Here is a 17,498-nt window from a genome sequence, read left to right as displayed (position 1 = left end):
TCAGCCGACCGAGGCCAGGCCGGGCCCGAGGGCCATGGCTCCGGTGTCGGGCGGGCGGAGGCCGCGCAGGTCGGCGGCGGCGAGGGTGCGCGACGCGGCGGCTGCCGAGAGCGTGCGGGCCAGTTCGTGCGCGGCGTGCGCGGTGTGGTCGGACGCGGCGGAGAGTTCGTGCGCGAGTGCGTCGCGCACGTCGTCGGGGACCTCGTGGCCGCGTCGGATCAGCAGGCGTACGGCGATCTCGGCGAGTTCGTCCACTGTGTACTCGCTGAGTTGCCAGCCGTACGGGAACGCGTCGCGCAGGGTGGGCAGTTGGGCGAGCAGTTCGCCGACGCGGTCGCTTTCGCCGGTGAACACCACGACGGGATCCGCTGGACGCCGGGTGATCATTTCCGACAGTGCTTCCAGTGCTTCGATGCCGGGGGTGTGCGGCGAGGTGTCCCAGTCGCCGTCCAGGTCGACGACCAGGGTGCCGCCGGAGGCGTCTTCCACCGCGGCTCGGACCAAGTGTTCGGCTTGGCCGGGCCATTGCGGCGACAGTTCTTCGGCGAGGTTGCGGCGGACCAGGTGCCCCATCGGGGTCATGCCGAATTCGGAGAGGATTTGCGCGTACAGTTTCGCGTATTCGGAGCGCCCGGTGCCGCGTTTGCCGCTGATCACCAGGTTGGCCTGGTGGCCTAGCGGTTGCCGTTCGCGGGTGAGTCGGCCGAGTTTGAGCAGCAGCCGTTCGGCGTTCTCCCGCACCGATTTCTGGCCGGCCAGCCCGCTGAGGCGTTTCCAGCCCGCGCTGGTCTTGACCGCTGCGGCGGGGTCGGCGGTGACCGAAACGGCCGACTTCGCGGCGGAAGGAAGTTGCGTCAGCTCGGCCTGAAGGTCGTCGGCGGTGAGGCGGTTGAGCTCGATGTCTTTGGACGGCGGATACAGCGCCAGCCGCGACGCCTGGTTGTTCACCATCGCCTCGAACAGCTTCCGCGCGACACGGCCGTTGCCGAACGTCGAGTTCTTCGGCACCCGCTCGAAATACTCGCGCAGCGCGGCCAGCGCGTCGTCGGTCATTTCGTAGTAGTGCTTGCGGGTCAGGCCGGTCGTGATGGTGACCAGCTCGTCGACGCTGTAGTTCGGGAATTCGATGGTGCGCGTGAACCGCGACGCGAGGCCGGGGTTCGACTGCAGGAACTGCTCCATCTGCTCGGAATAGCCCGCGACGATCACCACCAGCGAATCGCGCTGGTCCTCCATGATCTTCATCAGCGCGTCGATCGCTTCCTGCCCGAAATCCGGGCCGGAACCGCCGGTCGGCGCGCTCAGCGTGTACGCCTCGTCGATGAACAGCACCCCGCCGACAGCCTTCTCCACGACCTCGGTGGTCTTGATCGCGGTGGACCCGATGTACTGCCCGACCAGGTCCTGGCGGGCCACCTCGATCATGTGCCCCTTCGAGAGGATGCCGAGTTCGGCGAGCACCGTGCCGTACAGCCGGGCGACGGTCGTCTTGCCGGTGCCGGGAGGGCCCGCGAACACCAGATGCCGCGACATCGGCGGCATCGGCAGGCCCATCCGCTCGCGCATCTGGGACATCTTGATCAGGTTGATCAGGCCGGTGACCTCCTTCTTCACCCCGGCGAGCCCGACCAGCGCCTCCAGATCGCCCAGCGGGCCTTCGAGCACCTCTCCGGCCGCCTCGCTCACCGTCTGCTCGGCCGCGACGTCGCTTGCCGGAGCCGCCGGCATTTCGAGGGGCCGCACGGAATCGGTGAGCAGGTTGTCGACGTCCGCGTGCTCGCCGCTCACGAGTTCGCCGGAGACGTCGTTGACCACGCAATCGCGGATGCTGACCGGCTCGGCGGTTTCCACGTGGAAGCCGTCTTCGCCCGCGCTGAGGATCTCGCATTCGGTGAACGACGCCTGGGCGCCGACGTACACGCCGTTGCCTCGCGCATTGCGCACCCGGCAGCGGGAAGCGGTCAGCGTCGAACCCGCGGCGACGGTGATGCCGTCCACTGTGGAGTCGATGATCTCGCAGTCCTGCAAGGAGATTTCCGCAGTCCCGGAAACATGCAGACCGCCGCCGCGCACCTGCACTGACTTCGCCGAGGACGGCGCGCTGCCAGCGAACGAGACCGCCTTGTCCGCCGTCGAATCGACCCGGATGTCGGTCACGGTCAGCCGGGCGTCCTCGGTGACCCGCACCCCGGCTTCGCGGCCGGTGTCGATCGACGCATCCGCGAGATCCAGAGTGGACTGTCCGGAGAGGACGATCCCGACACCGCTCTCCGGCGTCATCCGCAGCCCGCCGACGGTCACGGCGGAATCCGCGCTGACGGACATCGCGGTGTTCGTAGATCCCCGCACGGTCGCGCGTTCGAACCGAGGCCGTGCCTGATCGTCGACGAGGATCGTGACCGGGGAACCCTCGAAGGTGCAGTCCACGAACTGCGGAGCGGCGGTCCCGGTGGCCTGCACCGCGTTCGTGCCGGCCCCGGTGAAAACGCACTCGCGCAGCAGCGGTTCGGCGGAAGCGGCGATGTGCGCGGCCTGCATCGGCGCCGACCGGAACTGCGACGACGCCACCGAAACCCGGCCCTTGCTGGTCACATACAGGTCGACGTTCGCGCTGTCCCGCACGGTCAGCCCGGTGATGGTCGCGCGCCCCTGCTGTTCCACGACCATCGCCGGTTTCTGCGCGCCGACGATCTCGCACTGCTCGACAATCGCGACCGCTTCGCCGTTGACGCACACTCCGTTGCCCGCCGCACCACGCACCGTGCATCGGCGCAGCAGCACCGAACCAGCCTCGGCAACGACCACGCCGGACGACGCGGCGTCGACGATCTCAGTGTCCTCAATGGCCGATTGCACCGGCGAGGCGATCACGACCCCGGCACCGCCGGTGCTGGTCACCGTGCAGCCCCGCAGCGCGAGCGAACCCTCGAGCCGCGCCAGCAAAGTCGCCCACGAAGCCCCGGACAGCCGGCAGCCGTCCAGCGCCGCCTCGCCGCGGACAACGTCCACAGTGACCAGTTGGTCGTCGGTGCCGGTCAGGATGAATCCGCTCAACTGCACCGCTTCGGCGTTCGCGACGAGCACGCTTCCGGTGCTCGCCACGATTTCCACGGTGCCCGCGCCCTGTTCGGCCACCAGCGACACCATCCGGTTCACCACGAGGTTTTCCTCGTACCGTCCAGGGTGGACGCTGATCGTCGCCCCCGGCTGCGCCTGCGCCAGCGCCGCGCCGATGGTGCCGAACGCACCCGGCCGGTCGCCGCCGACCACGAGCAGCTGTCGGTTCATCGTCTCCGCCTCTCCGCACTCACGCCAGGCCCGGGAGCGCCCCGAACCGCTCCGCCGCCTGCTCGTCCATCACGGTCCGGACCAGGTCCTCGCCCGCTTCCGCCCAGGTCTCGAGCGTCTGCCGGAGCGAGTTCATCGCCAGCTCGTCCAGCGACGCCCGGTCGTTCGCGACCCGGCCGGTCTCGTCGATCTCGCTCGCGGTCAGTTCCCGCAGCAGCACCGCGCCCCGCGCGCCCGCGGCCGGTTTGCGCGTTTCGAGGACCTTGAAGCTGGTCCCCGGCACGAACAGCACCCGGTTTTCGACGCCGCCCTCGCCCGGTTCCAGCAATTTGGTGCGCCGTCCGGTGATTGACCACACCAGCACGTCCGTCTCTCCGTCCACAGTGGACGACGGTTGGGTCAGCGCGTTCAGGAAACCCCATTCGGTCAGGACTTTCCGCCCATCCAGCAGCGGCCACGCGGACGACGGCAGCTCAGTCGCGAAGGTGGCCGGGCCGCGGTGCGAGGGCAACCTGCTCAGCCCGGCGACGACGCACCGGGCGACCGGCACGTGCGGACCGTTCGCCCCGCGCCGCAGCCCGGCGTCGATCGTCGATCCCTTGGGGGACAGATAAAGCTGCACGGCCACCGCGTCGGTCAGCACCTCCGCCGAGGACGAGGTCGACAGCACGCCCTGGAAGCCCGGGTGCTCGGACAGGATCCGCGCGACAGTGTTCGACATCAGGCCGTACTCCGCGCCGAGCGATTTGCGCAGCCACTGGCGTTCCTTGTCCGCGCCGCGTTTGGGCAGCAGCGCGGTCGACTCCGCGCCGGGGGTTTCCTGGAAACGCAGCTGTGCCGGGGCTTTCGCCGATTTCGGCGCGGGCTCTGGCTTGTCCGAAGAGGACACCGGAACGGACGGCGTCGGCGGCTTCTCCGCAACCGGAGGCGCGGGCTTGGCGACCGGCGGTTCCACGGGCTTCGCCGGGGCGACGTCGGCCGGAGCGATGCGGGTCAACGGCACAGCTGCGGGAGGAGCAGCGGAGACCTTGGCCGGGGGAGCGGCGGGAGTGACGGGAGCGGCGGGAGCGACCGGCACAACGGCAGGGCTGGGAGCAGCGATCGCCCCCGGAACCTCAGTCGGCGCAGCAATACCCAACGCCGCCGGAGCCGCGGGCAGATACGCCGCCGGAGGAGCCGCGGCGACAACCGGCACCGGCGGATGCCCGGATTCGATCGCCTCCAACGCCGGCGCGACAACCCGCGGCCGAGCACGCTCCGCGAGCAGCGCAGCAGCAGGCAACACCCGGCTCATCCGGCGAGTCTCCTCGTCCAGCCGCGCCAGCAAATCCTCCGCCAGCAACCGCATTCGCGACGCCGAGCCCTCGTCAGCCGCGTCAAAGGTCAGGTTGTGCACCGCGGCGTCGAGATTGATCTCGCGGACCGCTGCCGAAGACGGGCCGTCCTGCGGCGGACGCACCAGCAGACCCGACTGCACGACCTCGACCACCGCGTCCGGCGAGTACCAGTACACCGCCGGGGAGACCTGGTCGAGCCCGTGGATCGGCGGACGGTGCGACAACAGTTCGGGAAAGACCGCGTCAGCGGAGGACGAGCGCGGTTCGTACCTGAGTTCGGTGGTGAACGGCCGCCAGCCGAACCGTCCGTCGTGCATCACGGTCCGCAAAGTCGGCAGCTGCGGCGAACCGACCGGCACGCCCGAGTAGAACGCGACCGGCTTGCCGAGCAGGTCCGCCAGCGCCTGTCCGATGGTGGCCTCACCGGGTACCGACATCGGGCCGTAGTGCACGAACCGCGCCTTGGCCCGCACCTTCTCCGGCAGCTGCACCCACAGCCGGGCCGCGTCGTCCAGGGCCAGCGGCGGGCAGCCGGGGCAGCCCAGCACGATCGTCATGGTGTCGTGCTGGGCGGGCATCCGGGAGATCAGCGCCGCGCGGTGGTGCCGCTGGGGAGCGTCGAAACCGACCGGACGGACCCACAACCCGCCCGGCAGCGGTTCGGCGACCCCGCGCGAACTCGTCGGGGTCAGTTCGGCGGCGATCCCGGAATCCCAAGCGGGGCGCGGGAATCGCTTCGCCTCCCAGGCCGGCGGACGCCCCGGCCGGAAGCGGACCCAGCCGCCGCCGCGTCCGGCGTGGACGAACAGCGCGCCGCCCGCGCTCGGGATCACCGAACCGTCCGGCGCGAGCACCGGGCGGTTGATCCGCTCGGCCAGCCACTGTCCGGCCAGCGCGGTCGTCTCGCGCGAGCGGCCGCCGATCACCAGCCGCACCCCGCGCCGGCGCCGGGGCAGCGCCTTGGCCACCGATTCCCACATCGCGATCGGCGAATCGACCGGCAGGTCCACGACGACCAGGTCGTGGTCGGGATCGGCCGCGACGCCGAGCGCGAGCGACTGCGCCTGCCCGGTCATCCCCTCCGCGAGGTGCACGACCAGCGCGTTGCCCACGGTCTTGCGCTCCACAGCGCCGTCGTCGCGCCGGATCAGCGAGAGTTCCATGGCTGTCCTCCTTCCGCTCAGGCCCGGCGTCCGACGGCGGGCGCCGCCCCGCCGGTGTGGTGCGCGATCAGCCCGTACACGAAGAACCCGACCGCGATCAGCAGGCCGAGGACCAGTCCGACGAGCAGGCCGACCCAGGCCCGCCGGGCGGGCACGTCGAGGTGGCTCGCGTCGCCGAGCACCAGCGCCGAGGTCATCCGCCCGATCAGGAACGAATACGCCTCGACGTGGTCCTTCTGCGTCTGCACCATGTCACCCCTCCATCGCTTAGGAAGTGAGCCCGACGGCCCACGCGTAGACGCCGAACAGCTGCAGCAGGATCGGGATCATCGCCACCGCGCTCAGCGTTTCCAGCCAGTTCGCCAGGTGCCCCCAGATCGGCAGCAGCCGCCGCGGCGGCGGGCGCAGCATCGCCAGCAGGAGCAGGAAGAACACCAGGCACAGTCCGGCGAGACAGGCGCCGCGCCACGGCGTCGGCAACGGCTGGATCAGCGACAGCCCGAGCAACACGAGGCCGATCGCGCCGGCGGCGGCGAGCGGCACCCGCTGCCAGACGCCGAGCAGCGCCCGCGAACGCATCAGCACCGCCGCGGACACCAGTCCGCCCAGGATGGTCGGGAACAGCCCGTTGCCGACCAGGAACGGGAAGCAGCCGACGAAAACGGCCGTGGCTGCAAGGCAGGCGATGGTGAGGTAGCCGTCGGCGTACCCGGTCTGGTGCACCATCTGCGCGGCGGGCATCGGCTCGATGTCGTACTGCAGCTCCCCGGCCGAACGCGGCAGCTGCGGACCGCGGATGCGCGCGAACCGGATGCCGATCCGCGGCGCGAACACCATCAGCCCGACCAGCACGAACGACACCAGCCCGGCCGCCTGCCCGGTGGTGAACCCGGCGCCGAGGTGCAGCCACAGCGAGAGCGCCCCGGCGAGCCCGGTCGCGACCACCGCGCCGAACGGCACGAACGGGATGGCGTGCGACCACGCCGCCCGCCCGCCGAGCACGAGACCGCCGGCCAGCGCGAACGTCAGGCAGCCGGTCAGAATCGGCGTGCCTTGCAGGTCGAACGCCGGGTCGAGCCCGGCCACCGCGACCGCGCCCGCGAGGAACGCGAACGCGCAGCCGCCGAGCCCGAGCAACGTCAGCAGCGCCTTGTCGTCGGAACGCACCCCGGTCGCCACGGCCGCGACGAGGAGCCCGAGCGACACCACGCCGCCGCCGATCGCGGTCAGCCCGGCCGAACCCGGGTAGAGCAGCACCTTGGCGAGCACGACGAGGGAGAAGATCGCGAACCCGAGGAACAGGCCGCGGTTGAACTCCGGGCGCCAGCGGCCGGGATGCCGGCTCACCGCGGTGGCCATGCCGTCCGCGATGTCGTCGAAATCCAGCTCCGGCAACGGATCCGTGCGAGGGCGCAGGTGGAATTCCTCGCCCTCCTTCCAGTCGAGCGACTCCGGAGTGCCCGAAGCGTCCAGCGGCTCCTCGCCGAGCCGCTGCAGCACCCAGGCGTCGCCGAGGTCGTCGCGGCCGCCGGTGTGCTCCAGCAGCACCGGCAGCAGGCTGGTCAGCGGGACGGACATCGGCACCGCCAGATCCGCTCGGCCCTGCGGCCCGTACACGGTGATCCGGCACAGTTCGCCGGTCGACGCGGTCATCGCACGCCCCTTTCGGTCGTCGCGAGCGGGGACCAGCCCTCGCCGGCCCGGTCTTCTTCCGCGATCGCGGTCTGCACGAGTTTCACGCCGCGGCGGGTGACGAGCTGCGCGCGGCCGGCGGGCAGCTGGCGCGGGGCCGCCTCGCCGAGGAATTTGCCCTCCTCCTTGGGATAGGAGAACACCACGCCCGGGCTGCCGAGTTCCCAGATCCGGCGGACCACCGCATCGCTCAGCGCGCGCATCGCGCCCGAGGTGCTGCGGCTGAGGATCAGGTGGAATCCGATGTAGGAACCCTGCGACAGCAAGGACAACAGCGGTTCCAGCGGCGAACCCATGCCGCTGGTCAGCAACTGGTAATCGTCGACCACGAAGAACAGCCGCGGGCCGGTCCACCAGTCGCGGCGCTTGAGCCGGTCCGCGGTGATGGTCTGGTCCGGGACTCGCGGGGTGAGCGAAACACTGGCCTGCTGGGCCAATTCCTGCAACGCCTCGGTGGTGGTCGCGTACCCGACGCGGTATTCCTCGGGCACTTCGACGTCCAGCTGGCGGCTCGGGTCGGCCAGCACGATCTTCGCCTCGCTCGACGAGTAACGCGCCAGCACCGACCGCAGCACCACCCGCAGCAGGTTGGTCTTGCCGGTTTCGTTGTCGCCGAAGGCAAGCAGGTGCGGAGTGGCCGCGAAGTCGTGCCACACCGGCAGCAGGCGCTGCTCGTCCTGTCCCAACGCGATCCGCAGGTCGCCGTCCGGCGCGGGAAGCTGCGCCATCGGCAGTTTCGCGGGCAGCAGCCGCACCGACGGAGCCGGCGCGCCCGGCCAGAACAGATGGACCTCCTCGGCGACCGCCTTGGCCGCCGCGGCGAGGTCGTCGGTGTTGCCGCTGCCGTCCATCCGGGGCAGCCCGGCCAGGAAGTGCAAACCGTCCGGGGTCAGGCCGCGACCCGGCTGGTTCGGCACCGTTTTCGCTTTGCGCGAGCCGATTTCCGACTCCATCGGGTCGCCGAGGCGCAGCTCGAACCGGGTCTGCAGCAGGTCGCGCAGGTACGGCCGGATCTCCGACCAGCGGGTCGCGCCGATCACCACGTGCACGCCGAAGGACAGCCCGCGCGAGGCCAGCTCGCCGATCTTCTGCTCCAGGTCGCTGTAGTCGTTCTTGAGGCTGTACCAGCCGTCGACCACCAGGAACACGTCGCCGAACGGATCCTCGATCCGGCCGCTGCGGCGCAACGCGCGGTAGGCGTCCATGGATTCGATTCCGTGCTCGGAGAACAGCGTTTCGCGGCCTTCCATGACCTGCGAGATTTCCTCGATGGTCCGGACGACCCGGTCGCGTTCGAGCCGGGTGGCGACCGAACCGACGTGCGGCAGCCCGGACAGCGACATGATCCCGCCGCCGCCGAAGTCCAGCCCGTAGAACTGGACCTCCTGCGGGGTGTGCGTCATCGCGAGCGCCAGCACGAGGGTGCGCAGCAAGGTCGATTTTCCGGTCTTCGGCCCGCCGACCACCGCGACGTGCCCGGCCGCCGACGACAGGTCCGCCGTCAGCAGTTCGCGGACCTGCTCGAACGGCCGGTCGATCATCCCCATCGGCACCCGGAGCTTGCCCCAGTGCGCCGGATCCTGCACCGCCATCCCGCGCACCGGATCCGGCAGGACGCTCGGCAGCAGCGAATCCAGGCTCGGCGATTCGGCCAGCGGCGGCAGCCACACCTGGCGTGCCGCCGGACCCGCGCCGGTCAGCCGGTCGATGAACGCGTCGGCGAGCGTGGGCCCGCCGGGCACGGCCGCTTCCAGAGCGTCCACATCGGACTGCTTCTCGGCCGGTTCCGGCTCGTCGTCGCGGATGATCAGCTTCGCCGGATGGGCTTCGGTGCGGAACGGGACGACCTCGCGGCTGGCCCGTGCCGCGGCCACCGCGGAGTTCTCGCCATTGCCCGCGGGCACCGGGCCGGAGACGTAAGCGGCCTTGAACCGCACCAGGTTCGTGGTGTCGATCTTCAGATAACCGTTGCCCGGTTCCGGCGGCAGCTCGTACGCGCTGCCCGCGCCGATCACGCTGCGGGACTCCATCGAGGAGAAGGTGCGCAACGCAATCCGATACGACAGGTGGCCCTCGACGCGATGGATGCGGCCCTCGTCCAGCCGCTGCGAGGCGAGCAGCAGGTGGACGCCGAGGCTGCGGCCCAGCCGTCCGACGGACACGAACAGCTCCATGAACTCCGGCTTCGCGCTCAGCAGTTCGGAGAACTCGTCCACCACCAGGAACAGCGTCGGCATCGGGGCCAGCTGTTCGCCGGCCGCGCGGGCCTTTTCGTATTCGTACAGCGACGGGTAGCCGCTGGCGCGCAGTTGTTCCTGCCGGCGCACCATTTCGCCGTTGAGCGAGTCCTGCATGCGGTCGACCAGCGGCAGTTCGTCGGCGAGGTTGGTGATCGTCGCCGAGGTGTGCGGCAGCCGGTCCATCCCGAGGAACGTCGCGCCGCCCTTGAAGTCGACGAGCACGAAGTTGAGGATCTCCGACGAATGCGTCGCGGCCAGCCCGAGCACCAGCGTGCGCAGCAGCTCCGACTTGCCGGACCCGGTCGCGCCGATCAGCATCCCGTGCGGGCCCATGCCGCCCTGCGCGGATTCCTTCAGGTCCAGTTCGACGATCTCGCCGTCCTCGGTCACGCCGATCGGCACCGACATCCGGGCCCGCTGCGCCGCGCGCGGCCGCCATTGGCCGGGGATGTCGAAGGTGTGCACGTCCTTGATGCCCAGCAGCGCGGTCAGGCCGAAGTCGCTTTCCAGCGGCTGGTCGGCGATTTCCAGGGTTCCGCTGGTCCGCTTGGGCGCGAGCAGCCGGGCGAGTCCTTCGGCCTGGGTCACCGACAGCTCGTCGCGGGTCGCCGAACCCACCCCGCTGCCCGCCGGGAACTCGACCAGACCGTCCTTTGTGGTCAGTCGAAGCACCTTGGGGCCGCCGGGGAGCGCGCCGGTGACGTCCAGCAGGACGACGTTGCGCAGGCCCGCGCCGACCAGCCGCGACGACTCCGGGATCGTCGCCAGATGCGCGACAATCACCACGAACGGTTCGGTCGTCGTCGGTCCGACGGTCTTGTCGTGGTCGTCCCGGTCGGCCACGTCCGGGCCGAGGAGGTCCATCAGCTCGTCGTGGTCGGCGGCGAGGAGCCGGAGCGGGCCTGCCGCGTCGCGAAGAGCCGGATGGTTGTTGTGCGGCAACCACTTCACCCAGTCCCACTGCGCCTGCGCGGCCTCGGTGGTGAGCACCGCGAGCCGCAGTTCGTCCGGCGAATGGAAGGCGACCAGCTGCGCGAGCATCGCCCGGACCAGCCCGGCGGCCGCTTCCGGATCGCCGTCGAACTCGACGCTGGTGAAGCTCCGCAGCCCCACCGCGGTCGGGATGCCCGACAGCGTGCGGTAGGTCTCGGTGAACCGGCGCAGCGAGATCGCCGACAGCGGTTCGAGGTCCTCGATCGGCTTGGTCACCGGCGGCACCAGCTCCAGCGCCGACTGCTGCGTGCCCAGCCCGATCCGCACCCGCGCGAAGTCCTCGTGGCTGATCCGGCGTTCCCACAGCCGCGGCCCCATCGCCAGCGACCACAGCGAATCCGGGGCCGGGTTGTTCCAGGCCACCGCGTGCCGCTGGTCCTCGGCGGTCGACCGGGCCCGCTCGCGGACCTGGCCGATGTAGCGCAGGTAGTCCCGCCGCTCGGCCTGCATCTTGCGCTTGCGTTCGGCGGCGGCGCGCGACAGCTGTCCGAGGCTCATCGCGATCATGGACACGCCCATGCCGCCGCCGATCACGTAGGTGAACGGCGAACTGCCCGCGACCCCGGAGAACGCCAGCACCATCACCAGCGACCCGATGGCCATCGGCAGCATCATCAGCAGCGAGTTGAAATCACGCGCGGCCGGTTCCGCCATGACCGGCGGTTCTTGCAGTTCTTCTTGGCCCTCGGGCATTTCCGGGCCCGCGGCGCGCGGGCCGCGCTTGACGGTTTCCGTGCTCATTCAAGCACCCCCGGGGAGCTGCGCTGGGTCGGTTTGCCCCAAGCCGCGTCGTCCTGCCGGAGCAGGTCGGCCATGGTGCGTTCCTCTTCTTCCTCGGTTTCTTCTTCGGCGGTGCCGGCTTCGGGCTCCGGGGGTTCCGGAGCGTCGCCGCAGGTGGGGAGTTCGTCGGGGACGACCTCGGCCGGGCCGCCGCGGACCCGCTGGTAGGTGCCGATCGCGGGTTCCTCGTCGGCTTGGTTCGGCCGCCACGGTTCGTCGCTGCGCTGGACGAAATCGGTGGTGATTTCCTCCTGCCGGTCCTCTGCCGTGGTGGTGACCGGCAGGAGCGCGGGGAGGAATTCGGCCGTGCCCACGTCCCAGGCTGAGGTGTCCTCGTGGTCGAGGGGCTGTACCACCGCGATGCGGACGGGGTCGTTGTCGTCGCTCGCGGCGGCCCAGCCGGTGTTGGCCGGGATGCGCTGGGCAACCGGGGATGCTGCGTCCACAGTGGACGAAGGCGCCCAGTGCTCCTGGGCTCCGGTGAGGAGTTCGGCGGAGTCCGGTCGGTCTGGCGTGGTGGCGCCGTTGCCCGTGCTGCTCGGCGGAACGACCGGGATGCCGGCGCCGGTCGCGGAGGCCCAGCCGGCTGAGGTGCTCGGCGGGGTGTCGCCTGGTGCGACGGGGTCTCCGATGCCTGCCGGTGTGCTTACTGCCCACGGTTGTTGGACATCGCCGAGCAGCCCGGCGGAGTCAGGACGTTCGGCGGGCGTCCCGTTGCCGCCGCCGCCCGGCGGGGCCATCGGCACCCCCGGCGGCGGAGTCGCCGAGGGAGCCCAGCCAGCCGATTCGCTCGGCGGCGTTTCCCCGGACGCGCTCGGGTCGCCGACGCCACCAGGCAGGTCGGCCGTCCACGGTTCCTGGACGTTGCCGAGCAGCCCAGAGGAGTCCGGTCGTTCGGCGGCGGGCGTGTTCAGGCCGCTGCCACCGCCCATGCCGCCGGGCGGGATCATCGGCGGCGTTCCCGAAGCCGGGAGTTGTTGCTGCTCGTGGTTGCCGACGGCGTCCGGCAGCTTCGGCAGGTCGCTTTCGCCGAGCCCCTTCACCCCAGGGCTGACCGGCTCATTCCCCGGCCCGCCCATGCCGTCGCCGGTTCCGCCCGGTCCGCCCATGCCGTTGCTGCTCAAGCCAGGTCCGCCTGAGCCGTTGCCGGTTCCGCCGCTCGCGCCGGGCGGCGGTGCCCACTTGGCCGAGTGCAGCGGTGGCGTGTCGCCGTGGGCGTCGGGGTTCCCGATGCCGTCGGGCGGTGCGCTCACCCACGGTTCCTGGACGTTGCCGAGCAGCCCAGAGGAGTCCGGTCGTTCGGCGGCGGGCGTGTTCAGGCCGCTGCCACCGCCCATGCCGCCGGGCGGGATCATCGGCGGCGTTCCCGAAGCCGGGAGTTGTTGCTGCTCGTGGTTGCCGACGGCGTCCGGCAGCTTCGGCAGGTCGCTTTCGCCGAGCCCCTTCACCCCAGGGCTGACCGGCTCATTCCCCGGCCCGCCCATGCCGTCGCCGGTTCCGCCCGGTCCGCCCATGCCGTTGCTGCTCAAGCCAGGTCCGCCTGAGCCGTTGCCGGTTCCGCCGCTCGCGCCGGGCGGCGGTGCCCACTTGGCCGAGTGCAGCGGTGGCGTGTCGCCGTGGGCGTCGGGGTTCCCGATGCCGTCCGGCGGCGCGCTCACCCACGGTTTCTTGATGTTGCCGAGCAGTCCGGAGGAGTCCGGTCGTTCCGCGGCGGGTGTGTTGAGACCGCTGCCGCCGCCCATCCCGCCGGGCGGGACCATCGGCGGGGTTCCGCCACCGGGGATCTGCTCGTGGTTCCCGACGGGGTTCGGCAGCTTCGGCAGATCGCTCTCGCCGAGGCCCTTGATCGCGCCCGGACCGCTGTCGCCCGGTCCGCCCATGCCGTTGCCGCTCGCGCCAGGTCCGCCCGCACCGTTGCCGGTTCCGCCGCTCGCGCCGGGCGGCGGAGCCCACTTGGCCGAGTGCAGCGGTGGCGTGTCGCCGTGGACATCGGGATTCCCGATGCCGTCCGGCGGAGGGCTTACCCACGGCTTCTTGATGTTGCCGAGCAGCCCGGACGAGTCCGGTCGTTCCGCGGACGGCGTGTTCAGCCCGCCGCCACCGCCCATGCCTCCTGGCGGCATCATCGGGATGCCGCTGCCGCCCGGGTTCTGGTTGCCCGGAGGGTTGCCGAGGCCCGGCGGCAGGTGCGCCGGGTTGAGCGCGTTGTTCGCCAGGTTGCCGCCGGAATCGCCCGGAGGCGGCGGGATCGACGCGGGGTTCACGTGCCCGGACCCGCCCGAGCTTCCCGGCGGGGCCGGGACCGACGGCGGGCTGACGTGCCCGGACAGGTTGTTGCCGGAGGCCCCGGGCGGGGGCGGGATCGACGGGGACTTGAGGTTGTTCCCTCCCGGGACATCGCCCGGCGGCGGGGAAACCTTCGGCGGTTTCACGCTGCCGGAATCGCCCGGCGGCGGAGGAATCACCGGCGGGTTGACCTGCGGGCCCGGCGGCTTCTGCAGGTTCGGCGATTTGTTCCCGCCGACATCGCCCGGCGGCGGCGGAATGGAAGCAGCGGTCACCGGAGGAGGCGTGCCGTTGCCCCCGGGACCGTTGAGGTCTCCCGGCGGCGGCGACACGAGCGCGTTCTTCAACGGCGGCGGCACATTGTTCCCGCCAGGACCGTTGACGCCGTTGGGCGGCGGCGGAATCACGGCCTTGTTCACCGGCGGCGGCGCGCCATTGCCACCGCCGCCACCGCCCGGCGGCGGAGACACGGGCGGCGGTTTCGGGGCAGGCGGCGGCTGCGTCACCGGAGGCGGCGGGGGAGGAGTCACCGGCGGCGGAGGCGGCGGCGGTGTGGGCGGCGGAGGAGGAGGCGGTGGCGGCGGAGGAGGCTTGGGCGTGTTGCCGTCGCCGCCGCCGGGGGTCGGGGGCGGGGTCGTCTTGCCCGCGTTGACGTGCACGGTGTTGTACTTCTGCGCGAGCTGCCCGCCGACCTTGCGCATGTCGTTGGTCATCATCTCGACGGCCTCGGGGAACTGCGAGATGTACGCGCGCCCGTCGCTGAGGTGGTATTTGCTGCCCTGGGCGAGGACCTGGCTGGCGTAATAGCTGTCGATGTAGCGGATCGTGTCCTGCGCCCACCTGAGGTAGGCCGCGGAATTGACGAGGTTGTTCGGCACGTTGTTCGACCCGCCGCCGTCGCCGATCCGGTCCGCCAGATCGGAGAACTTGTTGCCCAGCGCGGTCATCATGTCCTTGAACTTCGTCGCGGCGTCGCCCTTCCACGGACCGTCGGGTCCGGCGAGGGCGGCGGTCTGGTCCTGAATGGACTGAGCGACCATCGCGAGGTTCTGCTGCGTCTCCTGAAACACCCCGGCCGCGTCCTGAAGCGACTGCCAGTTGACGTTGCCGTAGGCCTTGTCCCGGTTGTCCTGGCCGCCCGACAGCGAACCGCCGCCGAGGATCGCCGCTTCGATCTGCTTCCACGTCAGCCCGTCGAAATCCTTCGACGGGTCGCCAGTGCTGTTCTGGTTGCCGGTCTGCGTGGTGTCCGGCCAGACCCCGTTGTCGTCCGAGGTGAACCCGTGGGTGTTGTTGTCGTCGGACATCTTCCCTCGATCGCTTCGAAACCGGAAAGACCGCCGCCCGTCCGGTCAGGGTTTCTGACCGGCGCCGGTGATGTGGCCGCTGACGGTGTTGAAATACTGGTTGTAGTCGTCGGCGGACATCTTGTTGACCTCGTCGGCGTTGTCGTAGGCCTTGGAGGCCTTGTTCACCGCGTCCGCCACCTCGTCGAGCGCCTTGCAGAGGTCGTGGATCGCGGTGCGGGTGGTGTCCCGCAGCGCGTTCGCGCCCTGGATCGGCGTGAAGATCTTGTTCTGCGCCGTCAGGAACACGCCGGGCTTGAGCTGGATCCCGTCGAGTTTCGCCGGAAGATCCTTCAGCGGGCCGTCCGCGAGCGACTGCAGGTTCTTCGCGAACGTGCGCATCGCCTCGGTGTTGACCGCCGTGACGCCCTTGCCCGGATGCTCGGAGCCGCCCGGCACCGGCGGCGGCTTGCCGACGTCGCCCGGCGGGATCCACTCGTTCTTCACGTCCGGCGGGGACTGGTCGCCCGGACTGTGGAACTTCCCGTCGTCCGAGGTCTTCTGATGGTGGTTCGACGAATCGTTGTTCATCCCGTAGTTCGTGTCACCTGGCGCGACCATGGCCGTTCACCCTCCTTTCTGGTCAGTTGCGGCGAGGCGGCGGCGTCAGTTCGCGGCGAACCGCTTGGCGTTGGTGCCCTCGGTGTTCGAGGTGCCCTCGTTGATCTGGCCGAGGGTCTGCGCGGCGGCGTCGAGCGCCTGCGGCAGCGTGAGCGCCGCCTGGTGGCAGTAGTTGTAGGTCTCGTGGAACATGTCCGCCGCGACACCGGTCCAGTTTTCGCGCTGGCCCTCGATGACCGCCTTCATCTGGTCCAGCAGCTCGGTGATCTGGTTCGACTGCTGCTTCGCCTGCCCGACGGTGTCCTGCATGGTCGCGAAGCTGATCTGGAACTGGCCCAAAGCCATGGGAGATGTCCTTTCGTGGGAAGGAAGGGGATCAGAAGCCCTGCAGGCCGCCGCCGCCGATGACCGTGGCGGCGTTGTTGGCGGTGGAGGTGTTGTCCGAGTCCCGGCTGTCGTACTCGCTCGCCGAGGTCTGCACGTTCTGCGAGAGCTCGTCCAGCTTCTGCACGATCTTGCGGACCGTCTGGTCGAACTGGCCCATGGCCTGGTTGAACACGTTCGCCGAGTCCGAGCGCCAGGTGCCGAACAGCGTCTGCATGGTGCCGTCGACCTTCTGGTTCACCCCGGTGATGTTCTGCCCGGTGTCGCTGATCGTCTGCGCGCCCTTGCGCATGACGCTGGTGTCGACGCGGGCGCCGTCCTGCGAAGCCATGCTTTCTCCTCTGGTCGGGTTCTCCGGATATGACGGACTGGCATGCCAGACCGCCGACGTCGCCGCGGATGCCCTTCGTTCGGCCGATACGACAGAGCACGGGGAGACTGCGGACTTACGGTAAGCGCCGGTCTACGGGTTGTCGCCGCGTTGTTCCCTTCTGGACACCAGTGCGCGGACGGCGGGGCAAGCCGCTCCTCCGCCTGGGCGCGCTGAGCTGCGGCAACGCTTTCCGCCGGATCCGGTTACGCACGAGTGCCCGTTCAGGCAGCGCTGGTGCCCGGGTTCGCGGTTCGCGCTCATGCGAGCGGAAGTCGGGAGTGGACCTCGCTCTGTCCGTTGTGGACAGACAACCGTCCGTGAGGGGAACCCTGAGGGAATCAGATTCCCTCAGGGTTCCCCTCACGGCTCTCAGTGCTTGAGCGTGAAGGCGAAGTCGCCGGAGAGCTTGCCGCCCAGCCGGATCCCCGACACGACCTTCCCCTCGGCGATCAGCCGCTCGACCTCGGCCCGGGCGAGGCCGCAGCCCTCGGCGATCAGCCGCGCCGGCCGGACCGGGATCCGGGCCGCGAAGCCGACCGAGACGCCGATCGCGTCCTGGCCCAGGTGGTCCGAACCACCGGTGTCGAGCCGCCAGGCGCCGTCCCAGTCGAGCGCGACGCGGTTGCGCCGTCGCAGGACCGGATCCTGGAGCAGTTCGGCGGCGAGGCCGGGATCGTTGTGGTGCAAGCGGTCCAGCAGAACCGGGCGGACCGAGCGCACCTTCGCCCGTTCGAACACGGTGAGTTTCGCCGTTTCCCCGCAGCCGGCGCAGAGCACGAGAAGCCAGGCGTCGACGAGTTTGTGGTTGGCGTTGACCCGGAACTTGCCATCCGCCCGGAAACGTTCGGACGAACACGTGTGGCAGCGCCGCCGGACGAGCGGCAGGCAAATGGGCAGGACTGTCCAGTTGTAGAGCACAGGAGTACACCGATTCCAGTGAGAATTCCGCAGCACGAAGAAGCGCGGCGCACAACGCGGCGCGCGACGGGATCAGAGCTTGGGATGCCTCACGCGATGTACAACGGCACGTCCTCGCCTAGCCGACACTGGCCGGG

10 protein-coding genes are annotated in these 17,498 nt (G+C 70.4%); all 10 read right to left on the bottom strand.

The window, feature by feature from the left end; all coding sequences use genetic code 11:
- Positions 1-3,288: a right-handed parallel beta-helix repeat-containing protein gene (locus ACZ7OI_RS19680; RefSeq protein ID WP_470265622.1), complete on the bottom strand. Its 3,288-nt coding sequence runs from the start codon at positions 3,286-3,288 to the stop codon at positions 1-3.
- A gap of 19 nt (positions 3,289-3,307) precedes the next feature.
- Positions 3,308-5,788: a hypothetical protein gene (locus tag ACZ7OI_RS19675; RefSeq protein WP_470265621.1), complete on the bottom strand. Its 2,481-nt coding sequence runs from the start codon at positions 5,786-5,788 to the stop codon at positions 3,308-3,310.
- 17 nt (positions 5,789-5,805) lie between these two features.
- Positions 5,806-6,039: a type VII secretion protein EccB gene (locus ACZ7OI_RS19670; RefSeq protein WP_037812626.1), complete on the bottom strand. Its 234-nt coding sequence runs from the start codon at positions 6,037-6,039 to the stop codon at positions 5,806-5,808.
- A gap of 16 nt (positions 6,040-6,055) precedes the next feature.
- Complete coding sequence (gene eccD / locus ACZ7OI_RS19665; protein WP_470265620.1) at positions 6,056-7,441, bottom strand: type VII secretion integral membrane protein EccD; 1,386 nt, start codon at positions 7,439-7,441, stop codon at positions 6,056-6,058.
- Positions 7,438-11,454: a type VII secretion protein EccCa gene (gene eccCa, locus ACZ7OI_RS19660; protein ID WP_470265619.1), complete on the bottom strand. Its 4,017-nt coding sequence runs from the start codon at positions 11,452-11,454 to the stop codon at positions 7,438-7,440. Before eccCa ends, eccD begins: the two co-directional genes overlap by 4 nt.
- On the bottom strand, positions 11,451-15,086 hold the full coding sequence (locus ACZ7OI_RS19655; RefSeq protein WP_470265618.1) for a WXG100 family type VII secretion target: 3,636 nt from the start codon (positions 15,084-15,086) through the stop codon (positions 11,451-11,453). The genes eccCa and ACZ7OI_RS19655 overlap by 4 nt, the downstream gene beginning before the upstream one ends.
- A 45-nt stretch (positions 15,087-15,131) precedes the next feature.
- A complete protein-coding gene (locus ACZ7OI_RS19650) occupies positions 15,132-15,686 on the bottom strand; it encodes a WXG100 family type VII secretion target (RefSeq protein ID WP_470265617.1) in 555 nt (184 codons plus the stop codon).
- A gap of 45 nt (positions 15,687-15,731) precedes the next feature.
- Positions 15,732-16,031: a WXG100 family type VII secretion target gene (locus ACZ7OI_RS19645; protein ID WP_470265616.1), complete on the bottom strand. Its 300-nt coding sequence runs from the start codon at positions 16,029-16,031 to the stop codon at positions 15,732-15,734.
- 31 nt (positions 16,032-16,062) lie between these two features.
- Positions 16,063-16,401, bottom strand: coding sequence for a WXG100 family type VII secretion target (locus ACZ7OI_RS19640; RefSeq protein WP_344284506.1), 339 nt, complete (start codon positions 16,399-16,401; stop codon positions 16,063-16,065).
- 411 nt (positions 16,402-16,812) lie between these two features.
- Positions 16,813-17,361: a DUF1062 domain-containing protein gene (locus ACZ7OI_RS19635; protein ID WP_470265615.1), complete on the bottom strand. Its 549-nt coding sequence runs from the start codon at positions 17,359-17,361 to the stop codon at positions 16,813-16,815.
- Positions 17,362-17,498: the final 137 nt, after the last annotated feature.

Source organism: Amycolatopsis sp. NPDC114503 (assembly GCF_055633655.1).
Note: the sequence above shows the minus strand (reverse complement) of the source record. Positions and strands in the feature narration are given on the sequence as shown.